The following is a 21,546-nucleotide window of genomic DNA, read 5'->3' as shown; positions in this document are numbered from 1 at the left end:
AATAAACTTAAATCCATTCTAGGGTTTTTATTGAAAGTTTTTCATCTCTACTTTATTAAAAATCAATGCAACAAAAAGAATTGCGAATGTAATTACAGCACAAATTTCTGTCCAATAATCTAATCCAATTTTAGAAATCATTAATGGTGCCAAAACTGTGAATAGTCCCCCTGAAAGAATTAACTGAGCGAATAGTTGTTTTGATGTAAAAATTGGTAAAGTCTTAGAAATATTTTTAGGATCTGCAAGCCTTAAAAGAAGTAATCCAGAAGCTACCACACCTGTAGAATTTCCAAACTCTATCAAACTTTTTTCAAACCAGTAATCATCAAAAATAAAGTATGCAAAATAAGCAATACAGATTAAATTCCAAAATAAACCGAAAATAGTAAATACTAAAATTAGTATCCAGTTATCAAAAACAACAGCAATATCTAAACTTGCCATAGCTGTAAAAATCAATAGGTCTGTAGATAAAATGCCAATCTCCCTTTGCAGAATATTTGAAATGAATTCAGTATTTTTAGTTTTTTCTAAAATATATCTTATAAGAAGTGAACCTATAAGGATAAAAGGGAATACCGGGAGTGAAAAGATAATTTCTCTAGAAAAATCACCAAATGAACTTGAAATATACCTTAAAAATTTGAGTAGCAAAACACCAAAAGAAATTGCCAAGCCTGAGAACCCAAGATTTATTATCAAAATTCTTAAATCTGCAAAAATTCCTATCTTATTGTTTGCCTTTAGATTATCTTTTTTTTCGAGAATTTCCTCTGTATCTGAGATACGTAAAGTTCTTCCAAGAAAAATAAATATGCTGCCCAATATTGAAGATGATAAAAGACCCATTGTTGCCATAGCCAGACCAAGATCTAAACCATTTGAAAAACCTAGTCTATTAAAACTCTCACCGATGATAGATGCAGCTCCATGGCCTCCTTGAAAACCAACCTCGATCAAACACCCCATTAGAGGATTAGTATCCATAGATGGGGGCAAAAAATATTTAACAACTAGACCGCCAACAAAAAATTGTCCGAAACCTAGGGAAAGAGCAAGCAAAAACTGATTAAAGATTGGTTTAACTAAACCATTTATATTTGGAATGGGTCTTCCCATCATTAAAGTTGCGAATACCAATGATAAAAGAGGGGTAGGAAAATTACTCCAAACATTTATAGTTTCTTTTGGCAAAAAGTGTATCGCTCCAAATGGACCTATAAATATACCTAAAATCCCTGATATAACTGCTATTGGCAATCCAAATCTCTCAAGTTGAACAGCAAGTTTTAATCTCCTCCCAAAAATCAAGAAGAAAAATATAATTAAAAATCCAAAAAAACTTATTAATAAAGAATTTGAAAAAATATCCTTATTCTGTAAATAAAAAATATTCAAAGACTTCAAAAACATATCAATATAAATCTAAATTAATAATCAGATTTTTTCAAATAAAAAAGGCCTCATAAAATGAGGCCTTTAAAACTAAATATTAATTAGATTTAGTCTTTTAGCGTAACAGTAGCATTATCAATGTTACCAATTGCATTTGTAACTCTCTTAAAGTCAAAACCTAGCGCTCTTAGAGCATGCCAAAGATGACCTTGGATAAAGAAGAATCCAAAATAGTAGTGAACATTTGCCAACCATGCTCTGTTTGTGTACTCACCTTGTGGAAGATCAGCAGTATCAATCCAATATGGAGAAATACTAAATTTCAATTGAAGTGGCTCACCAAAGAATTCAGTTGGATAAACTGTTGTATTAGTAGCGCTCCAGAAAGCAGCAATAATTGCCATCCAACCAATTCCTGCTAGAGACCATGAAAGAACAGCCTCAGCGGAAAGAAGTCCTTTACCTTTGAATTTGGTGTATTCTCCAACTTGCTTTGTAGCAATATGGAAAGCACCACCAGTGATTTCAACAAAGGCTAAGAAAGCATGACCACCTAAAACATCTTCAAGACTATCGATAGTTAAGAAATCAACCTGATGATTCCATATATGTGACAAATTCAAATCATATTCAACTTGTCTAACTGCACCAAGAGCAGGGTCATAAATACCATGCCATTTAGCCCATTCTACGAACCAAATACAGGCAACACCAAAGAAAATTAAATGATGTCCAAGTATAAATGTTAATTTATCTGGATCATCCCAACTAAGGCTGAATTTTCTTGCTTTTTCTAAATCAGCTTCTTGTAAATCTCCTGGCAATAGTACTGAATGTAAAAGTCCTCCACCGGCATAAACCATTGATAAAATTAAGTGGACGATAGCAATTACTACTACAGGTTTAGTATCTCCCATTGCAACCCCATTAGCGTCAAACCCTATTCCAAGGGCTGCTAAATGAGGAAGGGCGATAAGAGGTTGATGACCCATAGGGATAGAGGGGTCAAATCGTGAAAGTTCAAAAAGGGTGAAAGCACCAGCCCAGAAAGCGATTAATCCAGTATGCGCAATATGCGCAGCAATGAATTTTCCTGTGCGATTCGTTACACCTGAATTACCAGCCCACCATCCGTAGGTGACATCTGGATTTCCATAGGTTTGCATTTAGGAATTTATTAAGCTTAAACGTTTCGAGAATACTTGAAATTTCAACAAACAGTTGGATTCACAACAAAATTGTAAAGGTTATTAATTCTAGTAATAAATAACTAAGATGATTTTCTTAAAAATCTAACCCCAAAGAAGTTAGATTTAAGCAGTAAAATTATAGTCATATTGAGAATTCCAAATAAAAAAATAAGTATTATTCGATTCAAATTTTTTTGATAAATTTCTTTTTGCTGACAAAAAATGATGTTTTGTTTCATTAAACCATCCTGTTTATTGCCTCATTCTCAAACAATTATTAAATAAGAAATAAGACATCTATTATTATGACTACTTCTCAAGAGTCTTCTAGAAAAATTTCACTAGAAATGAAATCAGAAGTTCATTACAAAAAAGCTGCTAAATCCTACAGAAAATCACAACAATATATAAAAATGATTAACTTATATCCAACTTTGCAAACCACTCTAATTGAATGTAAGGATGAAAATCTAATCGAATAAAGATTTTATATATTTTCTAATAAATTTTCAAAAAATATTTAGGCTGCAATATTAACGTTATCTTCAAAATAAAATTTATTAATAATTTTTCTGCACAGATTTATATTATAAAGTGCTTTTGGCTTCCAAGGTTTTTTCTGACCGAGAGGAGAGCTTTTCCAATGAATTCCAGGCTTGAGTATTCCATTTTCACGCAAAAAAGAAAGTTTAATTTCAGTTATTCCTAATTTTTCTGCGGTCAACTCAGATGAGCTCCATATATCCCCTACTAACATTGGATTAAGAAATATTATTAATCCTTGATAACGTTAAATTTATTTTTTTGAAAGGGGTAAAACTTTTTAATTAATTATTAATTAATAAAAACCTTTTATTTACAGATAAAAATGATTTAAAAGGTTTATGTCAAATTAAGAAATATTAAATAACGAATCATCATTAACAAATACCTCATCGATACCTTCAGGGTTATTGCTGGATTTATAACTACCATATTCTTCAGTAATTGATTCAAACTTAGGAAGATTGATCCAACCCTTGACCCAATTTCCACTATTTATTAATTCTTGGTAAGTAATTTTTAAATTAATTTCAGAATCAATGACAGAAACCATCAAAAGAATCATATTTCCTTTTTCTTTTATAACATTGACCAAGATAAAATGTCTTAATCCATTTATGGGTTTGTTAGAAGTCCAGAAATTTTCCATTATTTTTTTTCTTTAATATTCTCTTCAGAATTTTCGCTAGATATTTTTTTATATTCTTTTCTAATTTTATCTAATAAAATTTTTCTTTTGTTTAGATAGTTACCTGATTCTTGATTTGATAATTTATATCTTTCTTTTTTAGTTAAATTCATCCAATTATTTAGATTCTTCTTATTAAAAGTTGTTAACTTTTTAGCTTTAAAAACTTTTTTTTTTATTTTTAATTTAAGAAAATTTCTTAAATTAAAGAAAATAAATGTAAAAAGAAAAATTATCATAAACTTGAAGAACATCACTTTTCAAGCAAGTTAATATTTAGCCACTTTTCTAATTTAATATCATTCTCAAAAGATATAACCTCTTCTTTATTTTCAAAACTTTCTTTATCAAACAGCCTTATAATAAATTCTTTATTAGTTGCCTCATCATCACCAATAATAATAATACTTTTGGATTTTAGTTTATTTGCCTTTTTAAATTGTTTAGAGAAAGAGGCTCCACTTAAATCTAATTCAACTAATAAATCATAATTTCTTAATTTTCTAGATAGATCCATAGCAAATGATTCAGCAATTAATCCTTGATTAATAATATAAATATCAGTATTTCTTGGGACTTCAAGCTCTTTCCCAGCTAGTAATATTAATCTTTCTAAACCAACAGCAAATCCAATTGCAGGGGTGTTGGGCCCTCCCATTTGTTTTATTAAATCGTCATATCTACCTCCTCCGCAAACTGTAGCTTGGGAGCCTAGAGCCCCACTAGTAATCTCAAAGGCTGTATGGGTGTAATAATCCAAACCTCTTACTAGATTAAAGTTTTCCACGAAGGGTATGTGTAAAACCTTCAATTGTTTTTTTAAGTCTGAATATCTTTTATGACTTTTTTCAGACAAAAAATTAAATAATCTTGGAGCATTTTCAAGGGTTTTTTTTGTCTGAATATTCTTCGAGTCTAAAATCCTTAAAGGATTTTTATTAATTCTATTCTGAGAATCTAAATCTAAAGAGTCTTTATTTATTTCTAGCCACTTCAAAAAAGATTTTTGAAAATTTAATCTATCATTAAGATCACCCAAGGTATTTATTTCAAGATTAAGTTCTTTTATTCCTAATTTTCCTAAGATATCCCAAGCTAAAGCAATAATTTCAACATCACTCCTCACTGATTCGTATCCTATAAACTCAACCCCTAACTGATGAAACTGTCTTTGCCTACCTGCTTGAGGTCTTTCATATCTAAACATGGGGCCCATGTACCACAGTTTCTGAAGAGGATTAGAGGCAATTCCATTTTGTATTAAAGCTCTTGCGACGGAGGCCGTTCCTTCAGGCCTTAGAGTGCAAGATCTCTCCCCTCTATCCAAAAATGTGTACATTTCCTTACTAACAACATCTGTTTCTTGACCAATTCCTCTTATAAATAATTCAGTCATCTCCAATATAGGTGTTCTTATTTCTTTGATAGATGATCTTGAAAGCTGCTCCAATACAATCTTCTCAACATTTTGCCACTTTATTAATTGATCAGGTAAGAGGTCTACCGTTCCTCTAAGATTTTTTAAGTTATTCAAAGTTCTAGAAAATAATTCAAAATTTTTAATTTAGATAGAAATTAAATTTTGATTGGTTGTTCTGTGAGACAACTTTAATTTACCATTTAGAAAAACTATTGGAAATTAATAAAAATAAAGAGAGTCAACATTGTGGTACAAAACCAAAAAAAATTGCTTTTGGAATAGCACCTCTTGGTATTATTTCAATAGGAATAGTACCAATGGGAGTTATAAGTATCGGTATAGTTCCAATGGGTGTTTTTTCTTTTGGAGCTGTAGCAATGGGAATAGTCAATTTATCAGTAGTTGGCATGGGAATTATCTCCGCCGGTATTACTACTATGGGAGTACTCGCCTAATTCTCAAAACCATGATCATAATTATTCTAAACAGATTTCTAATACAAATAAGGAAAATATAATATCAGATCTATTTAACACCAAAGAAGAAGCTGAGAAGGCCGCCTCAAAATTCGGATGTATTGGAGCACATAAAATGGGAAGTAAATGGATGCCCTGTAAAATGCACTAAAAAGTTTCTTAGTCAAAAATTAATTAAATATTAATTTAAAATCTCTACCCTAAAATCAAGATTTTTTGCCTCATCAGTAGTTAATTTTCTTGACCAAGCTCCTTTCACAGGACTATTCCATCTAAAACCTGCATTTTTAGCTAAACTCCTATCTTCATAACTAACTAATGCCTTGTATAAAAACCTTGGTTCAGTAGCTTTAAGTAGCAGTTCCTCTAAATTATCGCATTTTTTAAAAACCTCAGATATGTAAAAACAGTCAGATAAGGCTCTATGTAAATTCCAAACTGGTATTGAAAAAGATAAAGCCAAATCAGTTACTGAAGGTCTATTTTTTAGAGATTTTTGAGAAGACCAATTTATATCCTCTAAGCTGCATATCCATTTCTTATTAAGTTGAGGTAATCTTCCTTTACCAAACCATTTTTTATCAAACTCTACATTATGCGCGACAATAAAATCAGCACAATCTACAAGTTTTAAAAAGAAATTCAATCCATCTTCCCATGGTTGAGAAATATTAGTTACTTCTGCAGAGATACCATTTATATGTTCAGCTTCATTATTTTTAACTGGGAATAAGAATGAGACTTGTGAAAGTACACATTTAAAAGAAACGTCAAACAAAATACAACCTATCTCTATCACTTTATCTTTATTTTCATCTAAACCTGTTGTTTCAGTATCAAGAATTAAAATTTTTCCTATATTTTTATTTTGATTAGTAACACTTTTTTTAGAGGGATTAATGTTAATTTGATCTTGAAGAAAATTAAATTGACTTAATTCTTTTTTGTTAAATAGTTCCAATTAGCTGAAAACACTCTCATTTATCTTGACGCATTTATTAAAAATTTCTTTTAAATTAATATTAATTAAACAATTTTGAATAGAAAATAATCTTTGAGACTTTCTGTAATTTAAAAATAAATTTTTAAAAATGACTTTTAAAAAATATCAATTTAACAATTTTTGTTATTGGCCTTCAAATCCAAAAAAAATTGTTGAATTTATCGGAGGAAGTTACCTAGCTTCTAAACCAGATTTAACCTATAGAAGATTTATAGAGAGCTTAATAAATAAAAACTATGCAGTTCATGCATACAAGTACACTCCACAATTTGATCACCAACAACTTGCTATTAATGCATGGAGGGATTTCAAGAATTGCCGACAATACTTATCAGAAAGAATAGGAGCATCAATTCCTTCAATAAGAATTGGTCATAGCCTTGGCTGTAAACTTCATTTACTTTCTCCAGATGGAGGAAGAAATTGCGAAAAGTTCATATCAATTAGTTTCAATAACTTCAGTGCTAACGAATCAATTCCATTATTAAAACAGCTGGCTCAAAAATTAGAATTCAAGAGTGAATTCAGCCCCAGCCCAGAAAGAACTTTACGCATAATTGAAAAAACTTATAATCAAAAAAATAATTTTCTAATAAAATTCAACTCAGACGAATTAGATCAAACAGATAAACTATTTTCTTGTCTTAAAGCAAGAAAAGAAGATAACTCTAAGGGAATAATGTTAAAGGGTACACACACTATTATTGCTAGTGCAGGACTAAGAGAAAACTTTTTAGGAGATTGGGCAGATGATGATTTCAAAAGAAACACTATAAAAAAAATTTCCTGTTTAATTGATGAATCCTATTAGGATATTCCTTTCAACTTTTCCAAAACAGAACTGTCTTCAAGAGTACTTATATCACCACTAATTTTTTCTCCAGAAGCTAAAGATCTCAAAATTCTCCTCATAATTTTTCCACTTCGTGTTTTTGGGAGAGAATCAGAAATTATTATTTTTTCGGGCTTGGCTATAATTCCAATTTCATTAACAACATGTTTCTTTAAATCCTCCACTAATTCTGAAGAACTATTCACATTTTTCTCTAAAGATACAAAAGCAACTATAACTTCACCTTTCAAATCGTCTCTTCTTCCAACGACAGCCGCTTCTGCAACTGATTTATGGCTTACCAAAGCAGATTCTATTTCCATCGTTCCTAACCTATGACCCGAAACACTTATCACATCATCAACTCTACCCATAATCCAGATATATCCATCTTCATCAATGCGTGCTCCATCTCCAGCGAAATAAACATTCTTTTCTCCTTTAAAGGAAATATATTCCCAATAATTCTCCAAATACCTCTTCGAGTTTCCATGAATTGTTCTCATCATTCCTGGCCAAGGCTTCTTAATAATTAAATAACCTCCTTCATTCTCCATTACCTTATCTCCATTCTTATCAACGACTTCAACTTCAATTCCAGGCAAGGGGTAAGTAGCTGAACCTGGCTTTGTGGCAACAACTCCAGGCAAAGGACTTATCATCACACCACCAGTTTCAGTTTGCCACCAAGTATCAACTATAGGACATTTATTTTTACCAATAACATCTTTGTACCACATCCATGCTTCAGGATTAATTGGTTCTCCAACTGTGCCCAAAAGTCTAAGACTCTCTAGATTATATTTATCAGGAATTTCACGTCCAGACTTCATAAATGCTCTTATTGCTGTTGGAGCAGTATAAAAAATCGAGACCTTATATTTCTCAACAATTTCCCAAAAAGCTCCTAGATTAGAAGGCCTTGGTACTCCCTCAAACATTAACGTTGTAGTGCCATTGGATAAAGGCCCATAAACTATATAACTATGACCTGTGATCCAACCAACATCAGCAGTGCACCAGTAAATATCATTATCTTTTACATCAAAAATCCATTTAAATGTCAAATGGGACCAAAGATTATAACCACCCGTAGTATGAACTACACCTTTTGGTTTTCCAGTAGATCCCGAAGTATAAAGAACAAAAAGTCTATCTTCGCTATTCATGATTTCGGGTTCACACCATTCTTTTTGATCTTTTAATAATTCGTGCCACCAAAAATCTCTATCATCAACCATGGAAATATTTTTTTTAGTTCTTTGAACAACAACTACTTTTTCAACAACTTTATCTGCACCACTATTAATTGCAGAATCAACTGCTTGCTTAAGCTCAATTACCTTATCTTTTCTAAATCCCCCATCTGCAGTTATGACAAATTTGGCATTTCCATCAATTAATCTATCCTTTAAAGCTTCTGATGAAAATCCCCCAAAAACAACTGAATGTGGCGCTCCAATTCTTGCACAAGCTAACATCGCAAACATTGCCTCAGGAATCATTGGCATATAAATACATACCAACTCTCCTTTTTTTACTCCAATAGCTTTTAATGCATTAGCTGCTTTGCATACCTCTTTTAGAAGTTGTTCATAAGTATATTTTCTGCTATCTCCTGGTTCACCTTCCCATATCAGTGCAGTTTTCTCTCCAAGCCCCCTCTGAATATGTCTATCTAAGCAGTTATATGTAATATTAAGTTTCCCTTCTTTAAACCACTTAAAAAAGGGTGCATTATCGCTATCTAATACAGTTTGAAATGGCTCGAACCAATCCAATTCAGAATTTGCAAAAGATTTCCAAAATTGAATTGGATTATCTAATGCGTCTTTTTTGAGACTAAGTAATTCTTTTTGAGATCTAATATTTGAGTTTTCTGCAAATTCTTTTGAAGGAGGGAAAATTCTCTTTTCTTCGAGGATGTTATTGATTGAATTTTTTTTATCTAATGTCATTAAATAATTATATTATTAATAAATTTAGTCGAAGAATTTATGTATTTCAAAAATTTTAATATTAATTTAGCTGGAAAGATTTATTTTTATTAGATCTAATAGATACGACTGAGAACAAATTCTGGAAGAGCCAACAAAGCTCTCTTGTATTCTGAATCAGGAAGCCAAACTATGGCTTCTTTAGAAAGCATCGCAAAATCCTCAGCTAGTTTTCTGGAACTTTGGATGGCTTTAGAATTCATAATAATATTGAGAGCATCATCTAAATCATCTTTTTCAGCAAGTTCTCTGTTTATAAGAACAGATAATTTCTTATTTTCTTCTAATGCATATAAAACTGGTGCAGTAAGATACCCACTAGCAAGATCACTTACAGCAGGTTTTCCAAGCTGTTTATCGTTTCCGGTAAAGTCAAGTATGTCATCTACTACTTGGAAAGCTAAACCAATATTTTTGCCAAAATTGTACAACGAGGTTAACTCTTGATCATTAAGATTACTCAAAACTCCAGCTGCTTTACAACTATTTGCTATTAATGATGCAGTTTTGCAGTAGCTTTTATTGATATATTTGGAAAAAGATTGAGCTGAATCAAATCTATTTAAATTTTGTTTAATTTCACCTTCTGCTAAATCCATTATTACTCTACTAAGTAATTTAACTACATTTACATTATCTAGATTTGCTAAGTGCCAACTTGCTTGAGCAAATAAAAAGTCACCTGCTAAAACAGCAACTCTTGTATTGAATCTGCTGTGAACTGTGTCTACCCCCCTTCTTGTAGAGGCCTCATCAACAACATCATCGTGAACTAATGAGGCTGTATGAATCATTTCTGTTATTTCGGCAAGCCTTTTATGTTTACTTGTTAAACAAAATTCAGGGGATATTGCTTTTGAAATTAATAAAACGATGCCTGGTCTCAGCCTTTTACCACCAGCACTGAATAAATGCTCTGCTGCGGCTTGAAGAATTGGATGACCAGCTCCTATTAGTTTTTTCAGTTCAAGAATAAGATCATCAAGATCATTTTCAACTGGCTGTAGTAGTTCTGTTACTGTATTCATGATTGACCTCTTGTATATATTAAGTAATCAAACATTGCTTCGGAGGTTAACAACCCTAATTTCTTTATTAATTGCAAGCCAAAGTTTTACTTTTTTTGAAAATTCATCTTTATCTGAAGTAACAAAGAATTTTATACTTTCGTAAGAAAGACTTTCATAGCGGTCAGTTTTTGGAATAGCAAAAGATTCATTAAATTTTTTTATTAACGCTTCTGATGGATCAATAATTTTTATATTAGAGTCTATTTTTTTTCTTAAAAGGTCATAAATTAATGGATAATGACTACATCCAAGTATTAATTCTTGAATATTTTCATTTAATAGTGGTCTTAAATACAAATCCGAAAGATAATTTAATTTAATAAAATTCAGCTTTTCTTTCTCAATTTCTGATACAAATTCTGGACATTCTTGCTGAAATATTTTCAAATTCTCTTTTTTAGAACTTAAAGCATTTTTGTAATATGATGATTTAACTGTTGTTTGTGTTGCCAAGACACCAATTATTTGTTTATTAACTATTTCTGAAACTGAGTTTATAAGATCAAAACAAGGGATTCTTAATTTATTTTCTAGAATATCAAGTGCGCATGCATTTGTAGTATTACAAGCGATTAAAAGCGCATCCAAATTTTTATCTTCAAAAAAGGTGCAAATTTCTTTTGCAATGGTTCTTATCTCATTAAAATTTTTATTTCCAAAAGGGATTCTTTTTGTGTCAGCCAAATAAAAAACTTCCACGTCTTTACGTTTTTTTAGTAAAGAAATAAGGATAGTAAAACCACCTATACCACTGTCAAATATACCTATTTTAAGTTTCACCCTACTTTAGAAAGATATTCAAGGATACCTTTTGCAATTGCATACGCTATTCTCTTACGATGTAACTTTTTATCTAATCTTCTTGCATCTAATCTGCCTGTTAAGAATCCAATCTCTACAAGAACTGCAGGCATCCTAGTATTTTTTATTACGTAAAATCTACCTTGTTTAACTCCTCTATCAGGACTACCGGGGGAAACTCTTAGAATTTGTTTTTGAATTCCTTTAGCTAGTAACCTACCTCTCCACCCTCTATAGTAAAAAGTTTCCAACCCATTAATATCCCTTCTTTTACCTCTTGAAGCGTTTGCATGAATACTTATAAAGATATCCGCATTGATTTTATTTGCAAAGGAAACTCTTGGAGGTAAATCCAAATTAACTTCATTTTCTCTTGTTAACCTTACTTTGACACCATTCTCAGATAGTAACTTTTCAACTATTTTAGAAACCTCGAGTACAACATCTGTTTCTCTTATTCCTCCAATACCTATTGCTCCTGGATCTGTCCCTCCATGCCCAGGATCTAGAACAACCGAAAATTTGTTTTGTTTTACTTTTGGAAATTTCCAATAATCATTACCCTTTTTCTTCACATAACTTGAGTTTTGATTTGATTGAATATTTCCTTTTTTATTTTCAACTAAACCTTCACCAATCTTCTTAAACGAATATTTTGGTGTAAAAAGTTTTATTCTCCACATATTTTGATTTAAGCCAACCATCCTCCAGGTCAAAGGGGTCAATCTAGTTTTTTCCTTAAATTCGATAACTAGTCTTGTTTTACCATTATTTGGTTTACCTAATCTAATCTCTTTTATTGGACCATTACCTTTTATTGTTCTAGGATTTTTTAATTCCCCAGGGAAATCTACCCAGAATCGATCACCATATATTTGGTTAGCCTTCTGAAAGTATGCTTTTAAATTTGTATTTGATTTAGTTCTTAATTCTAAAACCCCATTAGTTTTTAACTCCCATGCGGCTAGAGCACTTAAAGAATTCACTGGGAGGATCGAAGAATTTAAAAATAAACAAACAGATAAATAACGGAAAAGTTTATTATTTAAAAACTTTGACATTAGTTTGAAAACAATTTGTTTTTTCTATGTCTAAGACTTGGCATCTGCTCCCTAATTTTCTTTACTCTTTGTTTATCAGCCGGAGCTATGGCAGCTCCCTGAGTTTTTCCAGCATCAGATAAGACAGTGCCCCATGGGTCAATTACCATTGCATGGCCATGACTTTGCCTTCTTCCGTAATGAATCCCAGTTTGAGCTGGGGCAACTACATATGTTGTATTCTCAATCGCCCTTGCTTGTAATAGAATTTGCCAGTGATCTTTCCCAGTAAATGCGGTAAAAGCTGCGGGAATCATAATTAGTTCGGCACCATTCGAAGACAAATATCTATAAAGTTCAGGGAATCTAACATCGTAGCAAATCGATAATCCAACTTTGCATAAACCTGGAACATCTACAACCGGTGGATATTCCTCTCCAGACAAAATAGTAGAAGATTCCTTATATAAATTTCCGTCTGGCAAATCAACATCAAACAAATGGATTTTGTCATATTTTGCCAAAACCTGTCCATCTCTTCCAAAAAGTGCTGATCTATTTAAAGTATGTCTATCATCACCGGCAGGAACAGGATGTCCTCCTCCCAAAAGAAAAACTTGATATCGCTGTGACATAGTTTTTAGGAAGTTTGTACACTTCGTTGACAATTCAGAAGCCAATCTAAGTTTTTCGTCATCTTCTCCTAAAAAAGCAAAATTCTCAGGCAATCCGATTAACTCAGCACCCCTTCGAGCTGCTAGTTCAATCTGTTCTTCCGCTTGAACAAAATTTGCTTCAACATTAGAAGTGCTTGTAATTTGCAATGCAGCTACCAAAAAATCAGTCAAAAAATTACTCCTAGTAAACCAATTCGTAAATCATGAGGCACGAATTACACCTCTTTCAACTTGCGCAGGAACGATATCTAAGCAATCAAGTTCAGAGCAACATTTAAAATCATCCTCATAATCTCCAAGACTTGTCAATCTTTTGCCATGAGTTGCTGTTTTTAAACATTTCAAAATATCATTTTTCCAAAAATCCCAAAGTGCTAGAGCCGATTGTAATTCGTCATTCATAATATTAATTTCAAAATTACAGTTCTGTTTTAGATATGAAGCCAAAGCACCAGCAGCTAACGAATCCTCAAGTGAATAAGAGCCTTCCCAACCACTACCAAGTATTAAAAGATTTTCTGTTTCTAATGAAATGATTTTTTCGGCAACTGCATTCCTATTTGGGAGACCCATAGCAAATAAATGCTTAGCATTTTGAACTTTTTGCAATGATTTAGTCCCATTAGTCGTACTCATAAATAGTCTTTTACCATTAACAAGTTCTTTTGTAACTGATAAAGGAGAATTTCCTAAATCAAAGCCCTCAATCTTCTTTCCGCCTCTCTCTCCAAGCATTAGTCTTTTTTCAACTTGCCACTTTATTGCAGATTCTTTCAATAAATCTAAATCTGCAAAAACTTGTATTGAATCAGCTCCATTTTTTAAAGCCCAAGAAATTGTGGTTGTAGCTCTTAAAACATCAATGACTACTGCAATGTCTGGATTTGTTTCCGGAACATCCTTTGCAACGTGATAATAAGTAAGATTAATAATCAAATCCTTCTCTTCTCTTATTATAGAAAACAGTTACTTAATTTGATTATTTTTTTTTTAAAACAAACTTATTGATAATATATAACTAATTTGTTTTTACAGAAATCTTATCAAGTATTTAATTTGAAAATGAATAATATCCGCACTATAAAAGGTGGAGTTAATTTAAGAGGAAATGTAAAAGTACCCGGAGATAAATCTATTTCTCATAGAGCTCTTATAATAGGCAGTATTGCTAAGGGTGAGACGACTATTGAGGGGTTTTTATATTCTGAAGATCCACTTTCAACTGCTGATTGTCTTAGGAAATTAGGTGTAAAAATACCAGAAATAAAAAAAAATGAGCCTTTTACGATTTCAGGATTAGGTCTTGATGGATTAAAAGAGCCCAAAGAGATTCTAAATTGTGGGAATTCGGGAACCACCATGAGATTATTAATGGGGTTACTTGCTGGTCAAGAAGGCAAGAATTTTATCTTAACAGGGGATATTTCTCTCAATGAAAGGCCAATGGGGAGAGTGGGTAAACCATTATCGTTGATGGGTGGCAAAATTTTTGGGAGAGAAAAAGGAAACAAAGCTCCAATCTCAATTGATGGGAATCAACTAAAAGGATGTGTTATTGGAACCCCTGTAGCGAGCGCTCAAGTAAAATCGGCAATCTTATTAGCAGGCCTCAAAGCTTCTGGAACAACCTCTGTTATTGAACCAGCATCTTCAAGAGATCATACTGAAAGAATGTTAAAAGCATTTGGAGCAGACATCAGTATCAGAGGAGAATTAGGAAGAAATGTAGTTATCAAGTCAGGGAGCAACTTAATTGGCCAGAGAATATTGATTCCAGGGGACATAAGCTCTGCTTCTTTTTGGATGATTGCTGCATCTATTGTTCCAAATTCAGAGGTTTTAATTCAGAATGTCGGATTAAATCCGACTAGAACAGGGATTTTAAATGTAATGGATTCAATGGGTTGCAATTATGAGATTTTAGATAAATCGACTATTGCAGGTGAACCTATTGGATCTATTAAAGTAAAGACGTCAAATAACTTAAGATCATTCACTATTGAAGGAGATATTCTCCCAAAACTTATAGATGAAATTCCTATCCTTACTGTGGCTGCCTGTTTTTGTGATGGAGTTTCTGAAATTAAAGATGCACAAGAATTAAGAGTTAAGGAGACAGATCGATTAAAAGTCATGGCACGACAGTTACAAAAATTCGGTGCTGAAATAACAGAAAAAGAGGATGGGTTAATTATTAATGGACAATCAAAATTTCATTCTGCGGAGGTAGACAGTGAGACAGATCATCGAGTAGCGATGAGTCTTGCTATTGCTTCACTTCTTGCTAAAGGCACCTCAAAAATAATGAGGGCAGATGCAGCTAGCGTCTCGTATCCCACTTTTTGGGAAGAGCTGGCCAAACTAACTAATTAACTAAATTAAAAAGTTTTTGTCTCAATTAATAGAAGTTTTAACTAAAGATGGCAGTTACTCTTTAAGAAGTGCGTTTTTTCAAGAGAACTTCCATAGTTTATTTGGCGCATTGGAGGAAACAAAGTCAAAGTTTACAGCTACTTCTAATTTGCAAAGATTTAAGGGTAAATCTCTAAATGTTTTGGATATATGTTTTGGTTTAGGATACAATTCCGCTTCTTTATTAGATGAATTAATTAAACAAAAATCATATTTAAATTTGTATGCGTTGGAGATTGATAAAAAGCCTCTTGAATATTCGCTTAGAAATGAATCTTTCCTTAAATTATGGGCTCCAAAAGTCAGAACAATATTTGAATCATTGTATCGTAAAGATTACTTTGAAGATCAATTTTTTAAATGCAGTGTTTTGTGGGGTGATGCTAGAGAAAAAATCAAAATTATTCCTTCATCTATTAAATTCGATCTGATTTATTTAGATGGTTTTTCACCTCAAAAATGCCCAGAATTATGGACAATTGAATTTTTATCTAAAGTCACAGAAAATCTTAATTCTCAGGGTTATTTAATAACTTATTCTTCTTCAGCGGCAGTAAGAAAAACTTTAAGAAATCTTGGATTAGAAATTTTTACTATTAAGCCAAGTTTTAAAAACAGAACTTTTTGGAGTCAGGGAACTGTCGCAATATCAAAATTTGATAAGAATGAATTGAAATCTAATTTCAATTTTGAAAAGTTATCTTTAATGGAAGAGGAACATCTCTTCACTAAGGCGGGTATTCCATATAGAGATCAAAATTTAAACTCAAGTAAAGACGATATTATTAAGCAAAGATTGAAGGAGCAATCATTATCTAATTTAGAACCTACAAAAAAATGGAGAGAGAAGTGGAAAATGACGAAGTTATCCGTTAAGAGTTAGATTTAAATAAGGATTTTAAATAAACATGTTAAGTGTTGCGATATTAGCTGCAGGCAAGGGCACCAGGATGGAAAGCTCATTGCCTAAAGTTTTACATAAAATTTCTGGCAAAAGTCTTCTACAAAGAGTAATTGATTCATGTGTCGAATTAAAACCTGATCAAATTTTCGTAATTACTGGACACAAATCAAAAGAAGTACAAAATTCGATCCCAAAAGATAAAAAAATCCACGTTGTTATTCAAGAACCTCAATCAGGAACGGGTCATGCTATCCAGGTCCTTTGTAGAGAAGTAAAAAAACATGAAGGAAAACTTTTGGTACTAAACGGTGATGTGCCACTCATTAGGCCTAGTACTCTAAAAAGACTTTTGTATTTACACGATTCAAAAGATACTGATGTTTCTTTAATTACCACAAAGAAAACAAATCCTCATGGATATGGCAGAGTTTTTTTGAAGGGGAGTTTTATAGAGAGAATTGTTGAAGAAAAAGATTGCAATGATCTGGAAAGAGAAAATCCATTAATCAATGCAGGTGTTTACTGTTTTAACTGGGGTAACTTATCAGAAATAATTAATACCTTGCAAAGCAATAATAATCAAAAAGAGATTTACTTAACAGATACAATATCTCTGCTAAAAAATTCCTCAAGTCTCGAGGTAGAGGATAATGGAGAGCTTCAAGGAATTAATAACAGAATTCAACTATCAGAGTGCGAGGAATGTATTCAGAATTCAATTAAAGAAAAACATATGCTTAATGGTGTAACTTTTATAAATAAAGCAAGTTGTTCAATTAGTGAAGAAGCTGAAATTGGTAAGGATGTAATCATAGAGGCTAATACACATATAAGAGGAAATACGAAAATAAATAGTCATTGCATTATTGGTCCAAATACTTTTATTGAGAATTCTAATGTGGGATTAAATTGTGAAATTTCAAACTCTACTGTTTATGATTCTCAGATAATGGATCATATAAAAATTGGCCCTTATAGTCATATAAGACCTAATTCCAAAATATCTTCCCATAGCAAAATAGGTAATTTTGTTGAGATCAAAAATAGTCAACTAGAGGAAGAATCTAAAGTAAACCATCTAAGTTATATTGGTGATTCTATTATTGGAGGATCTACAAATATTGGAGCAGGCACTATTACTGCAAATTTTGATGGCCAGAAAAAACATCAAACAAAAATAGGCAAAAATTCCAGTATTGGAGCAAACACAGTTTTTGTGGCACCAATAAATCTAGGGGAATCAGTAACAACAGGTGCTGGTTCAGTTATCACAGAAGATGCTAAAGATAATTCATTAGCAATCTCAAGAACTAAGCAAATAAATGTAGATAATTGGAAAACAAAGATGTCATGATTAAATTAATTAATTAATTTAATAATTTTTTCAAGCTCCCAAAATCTGCTACCTTTTATAAGGATAGAATCACCTTTTTTTGTGAATTTATTTATTTCTTTAGGTACATCCTCAATATTGTTTAAAACTAAAAATTTCTCCTCATCTTTTAAAAAATTATAATAAAAAATTTCTTTTTCTTTATCACAAATAAATAAACATTTTTCTATGTCTGAATTATTTATTAAGTTGAATATTTCTCTATGATATTTTTCAGACTCTTTTCCCAATTCTTGCATACTTCCAAAGATAAAAAAATGATTTCTTGGTTTTTCTAAAAGGTTCTCTATACATGCTTTTACTGATTCTGGAGAGGCATTATATGATTCATCATATATCGTTGTTTTAACTGATTTAAGGATTTTATTCCTTCCTTCTAAACTTGCGAAATTGAACTTATTAAAACTAGCAAAACTAATATTATGCTCCTTTGCAACTGCATAAGCAAATAAGAAATTTGAAGCATTGTGCAATCCGCTAAGTGAGATTTCAAAGGTATTTTCTTCTATCAGAATTGTTTTCTTCGATGGATTATAAAATCCTCTCAATTTATCATCTTTATTAAAACGCTTCTTCTGATTTTCTACATTTAACAACTCTACTTTTATAAGTCTACCTTTCCAGACTTTTTTTAAAGTTTCCTCAAGGAAAGGATCGTTTCCTGGTATTATCACAACTCCATTTGGATTTAAAAACTTAGTAATTTCACACTTTGCAAAAGTAATATTCTTTTTTGAGCCCAACAATCCAATATGTGCTGTCCCAATATTAGTAATTACTGCAATATCAGGTTCACTATATCTAGATAAATTTTCGATCTGTCCAAGACCTCTCATACCCATCTCGAGGACCAAAACTTTATCTTCTATATCTGCTTCAAGGATAGTAAGACCAACCCCAATCTCATTATTGAAATTTGCATTAGATATTTTGATTTTTCCAAGTTTCTTTAAAACTTCACCAATCATTTCTTTTGTTGTTGTTTTACCCACTGAACCAGTTATTGCAATAACTGGGATATTTAATTTTTTTCTTTTGAGCAATGTTAATTTTTGAAATGCCTCTAAAGTGTCACTAACAACCCAATAAGGGAAATCATCAGGAAGGAATTTCTGCATACCTTCTTTAATGACTACTGATTCAACTCCTTTCTTTAAAACCTCTGAAAGAAAGCTGTGTCCGTCAAAATTTTTACCTTCGATAGCTATAAAAAGATCATCTTTTAATAGAGTTCTACTATCTATACTTATATTTTTAAAATTTAAAGAATCGTATTTTTTCTTGCCTATATTTTTAATATGACCCAAAACATCATTTAATTCAGATAAAGAAAGGTCCATTAAAATATTAAACTCATACTTTTTTTAAAGATGGATCAGCTGATTGTCCGTAAGAGAACTTTTTAACTTCATCAATATCTGGTGATGGTTCCTTTATTCCACAAACATCTTTATACATAATTTCGTATTCAAGAGCTGATCTTTGCCAACTAAACTCTTGGCTCATAGCTCTTTTTTGTAGTAATTCCCAACTATCTTTATGCCTGAAGGCTTCCCAAGACCTTACTAAAGAAGTGTAGAAATCTATTGGTTCAAAGCGATCAAAGCAAAAACCTGTGCCACTATTATTTTCTGGGTCATGAGGTAAAACTGTGTCAACCAAACCTCCAACTCGCCTAACTATTGGAATAGATCCATACCTCATAGCAAGTAATTGACTAATCCCACAAGGTTCAAATCTGCTGGGCATTAAGAAAGCATCAGAGCCACCATAGATCAGTCTTGATAGAGAATCATCATAGGTAAGGAATACTGAAAATCTGCCCGGGTAATCCAAGGCTAGTTGCCATAATCCAGATTCTAAATATCTATCTCCAGTCCCTAAAACAGCTATTTGAGAATCTGTATATGCTAAAAGTCTTCTTGAAACTTGTAAAAGTAAGTCAACTCCTTTCTGATCAACCAACCTACTAACCATACCTAAAAGATATTTTTTAGAATTCACCTCAAGACCCATTTCTCTTTGAAGAATTTTCTTATTTTCTAGCCTATTTTCTAAATTCTTAAGACTAAATTTTGCGGGCAAAACAGGATCTTTGGCTGGATTCCATTCATCTAAATCTATGCCATTAAGAATGCCCCGTAATTTACCTGATATGTAATTAAGTAATCCTTCAAGACTTTCTCCATATTCATGGGTTTTAATTTCATCCGCATAAGTTGGAGAAACAGCATTTACTCTATCTGCGTACAACATTGCAGCAGCCATTGTGTGGTCTCCATGCATATACCAAGGACACCAAGTCATTTTTTCTAGTTTCCATCTCCAAGGTCCTTGATATTTTAAATTATGAATTGTGAAAACAGTGCTAATTTCAGGGTCCTGATGCATCCATACAGGAATCATTCCAGTGTGCCAATCATGGCAATGAAGAACTTGAGGTTTCCAACAATTCCAAGCGAATTCTGCAGTAGCACTGGCAAAAAATGTAAAGCGCCAATCCTCATTCTCCCCTCCATATATTTGGTCAGAGTCAAATGCTGGATGACCAACTAGGTAAATCACATAATTATGTATTGGATGTTTTGCTTCATACACAGCAAAATCAGTTCCCATAGTATTTGCTCTGAGGACTGGTTCATTCGATACCTCTAAAAGACTCCACAATTTTCCATAGCCTGGAATTATTACCCTTACATCGTGACCAAGTTTGATCAAAGATGGAGGCAACGAACCAACCACATCTCCCATACCTCCAACTTTGATCATTGGAGCACATTCGGCAGCAGCAAGAAGAATTCTCATTGATAGTTATTAAAAAAGTTCTTTTTAAAAAGTCCCTAGGGAGTCCACTTATAGTCAGAAAAATCAGGTGGACGTTTTTCAAGAAAGGCATCTCTACCTTCTTGAGCTTCTTTAGTCGAATAAAATAATTGAGTTGTGTATCCAGATAATTCTTGAATACCCGCAATTCCATCATTCTCGGCATTGAATGAAGCTTTAAGAATACGAATAGCTGTTGGACTATTTCGTAAAATCTCTCTTGCCCAGATTACACCCTCAGCTTCTAATTCTTCAATCTTTGTAATTGCATTTATCAAGCCCATCTCAAGAGCCTCCTTGGAATTATATTTTCTACATAAAAACCAAATTTCTTTCGCTTTTCTTTGACCAACAACTCTAGCCAAATAACTAGATCCAAATCCCCCGTCAAAGCTGCCAACTTTTGGACCTGTTTGACCAAATATTGCATTTTCTGAGGCGATACTGAGATCACAAATCAAATGAAGTACCTGGCCTCCTCCAATTGCAAAACCAGGAACTAAGGCGATAACCACTTTAGGCAAACTTCTTATTAATCTTTGAAGTTCAAGTACATTTAATCTCTGTTTCCCATCATCATTTTCATATCCATTATCACCTCTAACACTCTGGTCACCTCCAGAACAAAAAGAATAAATACCTTTCTTATCAGGTCCTGCACCTGTAAAAAGAACTACTCCAATATTTTCATCATTTCTCACGATATTAAATGCACTAATAAGTTCATCTACAGTTTGAGGTCTAAATGCATTTCTTTTTTCAGGCCGATTAATTGCGATTCTCGCAATTCCCTCATCTGATTTATGCAACAATATATCCTCATAAGAATTACATTGTGACCAATTTAAAGTTGTTTTCCCAGGTAAGACTTTCATGAAT

The 21,546-nt window shown here is 32.3% G+C and carries 21 protein-coding genes and 1 pseudogene; 6 read left to right on the top strand and 16 right to left on the bottom strand.

The window, feature by feature from the left end:
- Positions 1-27: 27 nt before the first annotated feature.
- Together EU96_RS03120 and EU96_RS03125 are read right to left on the bottom strand one after the other, a co-directional pair.
- The gene (locus tag EU96_RS03120; RefSeq protein ID WP_032526923.1) at positions 28-1,416 is read right to left on the bottom strand and encodes a sodium:solute symporter; all 1,389 of its coding nucleotides are present in this window, start codon (positions 1,414-1,416) and stop codon (positions 28-30) included.
- Between the two features lie 89 nt (positions 1,417-1,505).
- Complete coding sequence (locus tag EU96_RS03125; RefSeq protein ID WP_032526922.1) at positions 1,506-2,564, bottom strand: chlorophyll a/b binding light-harvesting protein; 1,059 nt, start codon at positions 2,562-2,564, stop codon at positions 1,506-1,508.
- A 329-nt stretch (positions 2,565-2,893) separates the two neighbouring features.
- Between EU96_RS03125 and EU96_RS10305 the strand changes: the two genes are divergently transcribed.
- Positions 2,894-3,070: a hypothetical protein gene (locus tag EU96_RS10305; RefSeq protein ID WP_193741336.1), complete on the top strand. Its 177-nt coding sequence runs from the start codon at positions 2,894-2,896 to the stop codon at positions 3,068-3,070.
- A 38-nt stretch (positions 3,071-3,108) separates the two neighbouring features.
- Here the strand turns inward: EU96_RS10305 and EU96_RS03130 are convergent, their stop codons facing one another.
- The 4 genes from EU96_RS03130 to hisS all read right to left on the bottom strand — a co-directional run bounded on the left by EU96_RS03130 (position 3,109) and on the right by hisS (position 5,353).
- A complete protein-coding gene (locus EU96_RS03130) occupies positions 3,109-3,345 on the bottom strand; it encodes a hypothetical protein (RefSeq protein WP_032526921.1) in 237 nt (78 codons plus the stop codon).
- Between the two features lie 135 nt (positions 3,346-3,480).
- Positions 3,481-3,780, bottom strand: coding sequence for a TIGR02450 family Trp-rich protein (locus EU96_RS03135; protein WP_032526920.1), 300 nt, complete (start codon positions 3,778-3,780; stop codon positions 3,481-3,483).
- Positions 3,780-3,932 carry a hypothetical protein gene (locus EU96_RS10560; protein WP_241434572.1) on the bottom strand — a complete coding sequence of 51 codons (153 nt, stop codon included), beginning with the start codon at positions 3,930-3,932 and terminating at the stop codon, positions 3,780-3,782. Before EU96_RS10560 ends, EU96_RS03135 begins: the two co-directional genes overlap by 1 nt.
- A gap of 140 nt (positions 3,933-4,072) precedes the next feature.
- Positions 4,073-5,353 (bottom strand): histidine--tRNA ligase, encoded by a 1,281-nt coding sequence (hisS, locus tag EU96_RS03145; protein ID WP_032526918.1) that lies wholly within the window; start codon positions 5,351-5,353, stop codon positions 4,073-4,075.
- Between the two features lie 98 nt (positions 5,354-5,451).
- On the opposite strand from hisS, the pseudogene EU96_RS10030 reads away from it, so the two are divergent.
- Positions 5,452-5,866, top strand: a pseudogene (locus tag EU96_RS10030) (hypothetical protein).
- A gap of 30 nt (positions 5,867-5,896) precedes the next feature.
- On the opposite strand, the gene EU96_RS03150 reads toward EU96_RS10030, so the two are convergent.
- Positions 5,897-6,676, bottom strand: a complete 780-nt coding sequence (locus tag EU96_RS03150) for a 3'-5' exonuclease (protein ID WP_032526917.1) — start codon at positions 6,674-6,676, stop codon at positions 5,897-5,899.
- A 130-nt stretch (positions 6,677-6,806) separates the two neighbouring features.
- On the opposite strand from EU96_RS03150, the gene EU96_RS03155 reads away from it, so the two are divergent.
- Entirely contained in the window at positions 6,807-7,529 is a 723-nt protein-coding gene (locus tag EU96_RS03155; protein ID WP_032526916.1) for a DUF1350 family protein, read from the top strand.
- On the opposite strand, the gene acs is transcribed toward EU96_RS03155, so the two are convergent.
- The 6 genes from acs to EU96_RS03185 all read right to left on the bottom strand — a co-directional run bounded on the left by acs (position 7,526) and on the right by EU96_RS03185 (position 14,065).
- Positions 7,526-9,508, bottom strand: coding sequence for an acetate--CoA ligase (gene acs, locus EU96_RS03160; RefSeq protein WP_032526915.1), 1,983 nt, complete (start codon positions 9,506-9,508; stop codon positions 7,526-7,528). The two genes, EU96_RS03155 and acs, sit on opposite strands and share 4 nt — an antisense overlap.
- Before the next feature lie 95 nt (positions 9,509-9,603).
- Positions 9,604-10,575 carry a solanesyl diphosphate synthase gene (gene sds, locus EU96_RS03165; protein WP_032526914.1) on the bottom strand — a complete coding sequence of 324 codons (972 nt, stop codon included), beginning with the start codon at positions 10,573-10,575 and terminating at the stop codon, positions 9,604-9,606.
- 27 nt (positions 10,576-10,602) lie between these two features.
- Positions 10,603-11,397 carry a glutamate racemase gene (gene murI, locus EU96_RS03170; protein ID WP_032526913.1) on the bottom strand — a complete coding sequence of 265 codons (795 nt, stop codon included), beginning with the start codon at positions 11,395-11,397 and terminating at the stop codon, positions 10,603-10,605.
- A complete protein-coding gene (locus tag EU96_RS03175; RefSeq protein ID WP_032526912.1) occupies positions 11,394-12,479 on the bottom strand; it encodes an N-acetylmuramoyl-L-alanine amidase in 1,086 nt (361 codons plus the stop codon). The genes murI and EU96_RS03175 overlap by 4 nt, the downstream gene beginning before the upstream one ends.
- Positions 12,479-13,306 carry a carbon-nitrogen hydrolase family protein gene (locus EU96_RS03180; RefSeq protein ID WP_032526911.1) on the bottom strand — a complete coding sequence of 276 codons (828 nt, stop codon included), beginning with the start codon at positions 13,304-13,306 and terminating at the stop codon, positions 12,479-12,481. The genes EU96_RS03175 and EU96_RS03180 overlap by 1 nt, the downstream gene beginning before the upstream one ends.
- 30 nt (positions 13,307-13,336) lie before the next feature.
- Complete coding sequence (locus EU96_RS03185; RefSeq protein ID WP_032527026.1) at positions 13,337-14,065, bottom strand: 2-phosphosulfolactate phosphatase family protein; 729 nt, start codon at positions 14,063-14,065, stop codon at positions 13,337-13,339.
- 126 nt (positions 14,066-14,191) lie between these two features.
- On the opposite strand from EU96_RS03185, the gene aroA reads away from it, so the two are divergent.
- The 3 genes from aroA to glmU are packed head-to-tail and all read left to right on the top strand — an operon-like array spanning position 14,192 to position 17,805.
- Positions 14,192-15,508, top strand: coding sequence for a 3-phosphoshikimate 1-carboxyvinyltransferase (aroA, locus tag EU96_RS03190; protein ID WP_193741342.1), 1,317 nt, complete (start codon positions 14,192-14,194; stop codon positions 15,506-15,508).
- Between the two features lie 16 nt (positions 15,509-15,524).
- Complete coding sequence (locus tag EU96_RS03195) at positions 15,525-16,430, top strand: tRNA (5-methylaminomethyl-2-thiouridine)(34)-methyltransferase MnmD (protein ID WP_032526909.1); 906 nt, start codon at positions 15,525-15,527, stop codon at positions 16,428-16,430.
- Between the two features lie 25 nt (positions 16,431-16,455).
- Positions 16,456-17,805, top strand: coding sequence for a bifunctional UDP-N-acetylglucosamine diphosphorylase/glucosamine-1-phosphate N-acetyltransferase GlmU (gene glmU / locus EU96_RS03200; RefSeq protein WP_032526908.1), 1,350 nt, complete (start codon positions 16,456-16,458; stop codon positions 17,803-17,805).
- Positions 17,806-17,810: 5 nt separating this feature from the next.
- On the opposite strand, the gene EU96_RS03205 is transcribed toward glmU, so the two are convergent.
- From EU96_RS03205 to menB, 3 genes are read right to left on the bottom strand one after another with little or no spacing between them, the layout of a single operon-like run.
- The gene (locus EU96_RS03205) at positions 17,811-19,184 is read right to left on the bottom strand and encodes a UDP-N-acetylmuramoyl-tripeptide--D-alanyl-D-alanine ligase (protein WP_032526907.1); all 1,374 of its coding nucleotides are present in this window, start codon (positions 19,182-19,184) and stop codon (positions 17,811-17,813) included.
- 13 nt (positions 19,185-19,197) lie between these two features.
- Positions 19,198-20,649 carry a glycogen synthase GlgA gene (glgA, locus tag EU96_RS03210; protein ID WP_032526906.1) on the bottom strand — a complete coding sequence of 484 codons (1,452 nt, stop codon included), beginning with the start codon at positions 20,647-20,649 and terminating at the stop codon, positions 19,198-19,200.
- A gap of 35 nt (positions 20,650-20,684) precedes the next feature.
- Complete coding sequence (menB, locus tag EU96_RS03215) at positions 20,685-21,542, bottom strand: 1,4-dihydroxy-2-naphthoyl-CoA synthase (RefSeq protein WP_032526905.1); 858 nt, start codon at positions 21,540-21,542, stop codon at positions 20,685-20,687.
- Between the last annotated feature and the right edge of the window lie 4 nt (positions 21,543-21,546).

It is taken from the genome of Prochlorococcus marinus str. MIT 9302 (assembly GCF_000759975.1).
Taxonomy (GTDB): domain Bacteria; phylum Cyanobacteriota; class Cyanobacteriia; order PCC-6307; family Cyanobiaceae; genus Prochlorococcus_A; species Prochlorococcus_A marinus_M.
This window is presented reverse-complemented; position numbering and strand designations above follow the sequence as displayed.